General features: G+C 41.3%; 2 protein-coding genes. One reads left to right on the forward strand and one right to left on the reverse strand.

The genetic code is table 11. From position 1 onward, the window contains the following. Window positions 1-394 precede the first annotated feature (394 nt). Complete coding sequence (locus ABF638_RS37080; protein WP_435027737.1) at window positions 395-1,843, reverse strand: MFS transporter; 1,449 nt, start codon at window positions 1,841-1,843, stop codon at window positions 395-397. 77 nt (window positions 1,844-1,920) lie between these two features. Between ABF638_RS37080 and ABF638_RS37085 the strand changes: the two genes are divergently transcribed. Beyond that, the gene (locus tag ABF638_RS37085) at window positions 1,921-2,439 is read left to right on the forward strand and encodes a phosphoribosyltransferase (RefSeq protein WP_435027738.1); all 519 of its coding nucleotides are present in this window, start codon (window positions 1,921-1,923) and stop codon (window positions 2,437-2,439) included. The last annotated feature ends 1,458 nt before the right edge of the window (window positions 2,440-3,897 follow it).

Below are 3,897 nucleotides of genomic sequence, written 5' to 3' on the forward strand. Positions count from 1 at the left end.
ACAGCGTAAGGGTTTTGTTGATTGGGAATGGGTGGTTTATTTCCGCCGTGCTGTATTAGTACAGCACGGCGTAATTCGTAATTCGTAATTAATTGTTTGCAAGGGTTTCAGACATTTCAAATGGATGGCTTATTTATGCCGTGCGGTACTAGTATTCTGCCGATGGGGTTTTAGGCTCGATTATAAAAACGTCCCAAATTTTATTGTGGGATGGGTGTCCCCACCTGTCCCAATACGGTTCGGTTAAAGGGGAAAGGTGAATTCAAAGCTTTTCCCTTTACCCCAATAGGGTTCAATTAAGGGCTAATAGTACAAAATTGTGGGTTTTAGAGACGCGATAAATCGCCGTCTCTACAAGTGTTTTGGTCTTCCCCGTTAACCGAAAAGTTTTGCCTTAACTCCCCCTCTTCTCTTGCCGTTCTTTGAGTTTCAGCATGATTTCTGCGTGCATCTCGCGGGTAATTGGGTAAAAATACGTTAAAATCAAGCCAAAAATCAAACAAACTGTAGGTATAGGCCCAACAGCAATGCGAATAGCAAACAGTGCCGATTCCGGTTGGATAGGTAGTGGACTTCCAGCTACAGATTCTTTGAAACCCGATACTTGCAAAGCATTTCCCACCAAAAATAGCCCGAAAGCTAAACCAAATTTTTGTAGCAAAACCATGAAGCCATAAAAAATACCTTCTCTGCGTTGTCCAGTTTGGAGTTCATCTAGTTCAATTACATCTGGAATCATCGACCAAGGAATTAGATAAGCTGTGGATACACCAATACCCGCCATGACAGCCATCACATACATCAAAACTATTTGACCAGGCTGTAAGAAAAATAGTCCGGCGGCGGCTATTATCCATAAACTCATTCCTAGAAAATAAACAATTTTTTTGCCAACTTTTTTACTCAACGCACCCCAGACAAATAGCATCAGCAGGGCGGTTCCTTGGACTGCAATCAGGACTGTGGGTACATCTGATTCTTTAAGACCCATACAATTGACTACAAAATAGGGAATAATGCTGGCTGTAATCTGCACACCTAGCCAAGAACAAAGATATATACCAATAACAAATAAAAAAGGTCGGTTGCTAAAGACAATTTTTAGCTGTTCAAAGAAGGGAAGAGATGCGGGTTCCTCGGCTTGGATGCGTTTGGCCTCAAAAGCCAAGATGCGATCGCGGACTCCAAAAACGCACCAATATAATCCTAAAATTGAAATTACAGTACAAACTGCTGCTAAAACAAGATATTGTTGTTGGCGATCGCTAATTTGAGAAAAAACAATTTGCGTTAAAATCAACGACAGAATACTGCCGCCAATAGAAAATGTAAAGCGATAGCTGTTAAGGCTGGTGCGTTCGTCATAATCTTGAGTTAGTTCTGGAGTCATCGCCGTATAAGGCAAATTTACAACCGTGTAAAATACCTGAGATATCACGCCAATCACGACGTAATACCAGAACAGCGGCCAAAGATTATCACTCCTATTTGTACTAAATTGCGGTACAATCCACTGCAAGAAAAAGAAAATTCCAAAGGGGATTGCTCCATAAAACATCCAAGGAAGACGACGACCCCAACGACGAGATTTCGTTTTATCAGTCAGGAACCCGACAAGCGGATCATTTATGCCATCCCAGATTTTGCCAATCATCAAAATACTGCCAGCTAAACCCGCAGGGATACCAGCGACATTTGTGAAGAAAACCAGCAGAAAAAAGACGGAGATATTGGCAGTAATTGCTGGACCTAAATCTCCTGCACCGTAAGCTAGCTTTGTTTTTAAGTCGAGTTTTTCACTGAGAGGATCTCGTTGGGCATCGCCAGCAGCAGAATCGTTCATAATCACTTGTGCTCATACTAAAATAAAAAGTTTGTAATTGCCTTCAATACTAGCTATCTACCACTCCCGTTAGACTTATGCCAGACCTTTATGTTTCTTGGCCAGATTATCACCAAAAAATTGAACAACTGGCTATTCAGATTTATCAATCCAGTTGGGAATTCAACCAGATTATCTGTCTTGCCAGAGGGGGACTACGAGTTGGAGATATTCTTTCCCGTATATATGAGCAACCACTGGCAATTTTAGCAACCTCATCTTACAGTGGCCCCGGCAAGCAAGAAAGAAGTAATTTAATTTTCTCCCGCCACTTGACAATGACTGCCGAAAAATTAGGTTCGCGCATTCTCCTAGTGGATGACTTAGTAGATTCTGGGGTAACACTGCAACAAACTATACCTTGGCTCAAGGAAAATATTGATTTCCCCATTGAGGAAATTCGCACCGCCGTTCTTTGGTATAAAGCCTGTTCAGTTATAGCACCCGATTATTATGTTGATTATTTAGCTGAAAACCCCTGGATTCACCAACCCTTTGAACACTACGAGCAGATGAATATCGCAGAGCTTGCGGGTAAGGTAAGTCAACTGTGTTGATTAATACCTACACAAAATTAATTTCACACTCGCTTATGCTTACCAACTTTTTTAACGGACAAGTTTCCCCAAGATGCTGAATGTAACTATAGGAATCCGGTTTGATTACTGAAATCACTTGCGTAGGTAGGCAATAGGCAAAAGGCAATAGGCAATAGGATTTCAGAAGATTAAGGTGTACCGAATTTTTTTCAAAAATAAAATATGAGTCCTATAGTACCGCTTTGCATTATTACCAATTACCCAAAGCGGACTCGCTAACTTAATTGGTAATTACTGTTACGCAAAGGTTTTATAGGACTCATATTTGATGTCTGAAAAAATTCAGTACAACTAAGAAGCCTTGTTTCCTATTGACTATTGCCTATTGCCTATTGCCTTCTTTCCTGTTGCCTGTCTACGCAAATTCGTTCAGAAATCAAAGCGGATTCCTATATATATTCTAAATAGATAGCTTATTTCCGCCGTGTTATATTACCGCATTGGGTAGTATTCTAAATTTTAGCGTTAGCGTAGCTCGCCGCAGGCATCGCTCCCCTTAACACTATCAATTGCAAATTAATCTCTACATTGGCTTTTAAACTAAAAATCCGTGCTGGTATTAGAAAAAACTTCCAAAATCTTCCCTCAGGAAGTATCAAGGGTTGATCATTTGTCGTAGTCTTTGTTTTGTGCGAATAAAAGAAAGCCAAAAAAGAAACCAGGGGGCACCTATGCTAAAAGGAATAATCAATGGGGGATTATAATCACAACTGATAGCGTAGGGTTGCGAGTCCGTAACCCGGATTTCTCACCACACCTCTTAAAGCCTGTGCTTGTGCAGGGGAGCAGAGGAGCAGAGGAGAGTTATTGTACAAGTTCTTTCCCCTCTGCCCCTTCCCTCAAGCTTGTGAGAAATGCGGGGTAAGTGTATTGGAGTCCGCCATACCTCCGGTATGGCGGCCTGTGCCCAATTAGCCTGGATTTCTCACTTGTGAGAAATCCAAGAGGTGTGGAAGGTGTGCGAGGATGGGTAAGACTTCTTCCCCCCACACTCCCCACACTCCTCTTCCCCCTCTGCCTACACCATGCGTGAGAAATCCGGGATTAGGTCTTGGCAAAAGGCTTTCTGAAGAACTTTTTCTTTCCTCCTGCCTCGCCCGGAGAGCTTGGTCAAAATCCAGGAGTGACGAATAAAAGGGTTTAATACTACCACCAAATTGTAGACCGTTTTTATTAGGCGGGTGTATTAAACCCTTTTATTCAAAAATCAGAATTAATTCTGATTTTTGATTTTTTCTTGATAAAAATTGAAGAAATATTACGAAACTTGGGTGAATCTGGACAGGGCTTGCTGAGGGAATATTTTTTAGAAGCGGAGTAGTGTAATGACGAATGAGGAAGTGGAGCAAATATGTTTAGATGCAGAAATGTTGAATCCTAATACAAAACTTTACATATCTAGTTACACTAACTCTA

Source organism: Nostoc sp. CALU 1950 (assembly GCF_051172895.1).
Classification (GTDB): Bacteria; Cyanobacteriota; Cyanobacteriia; order Cyanobacteriales; family Nostocaceae; genus Nostoc; species Nostoc edaphicum_A.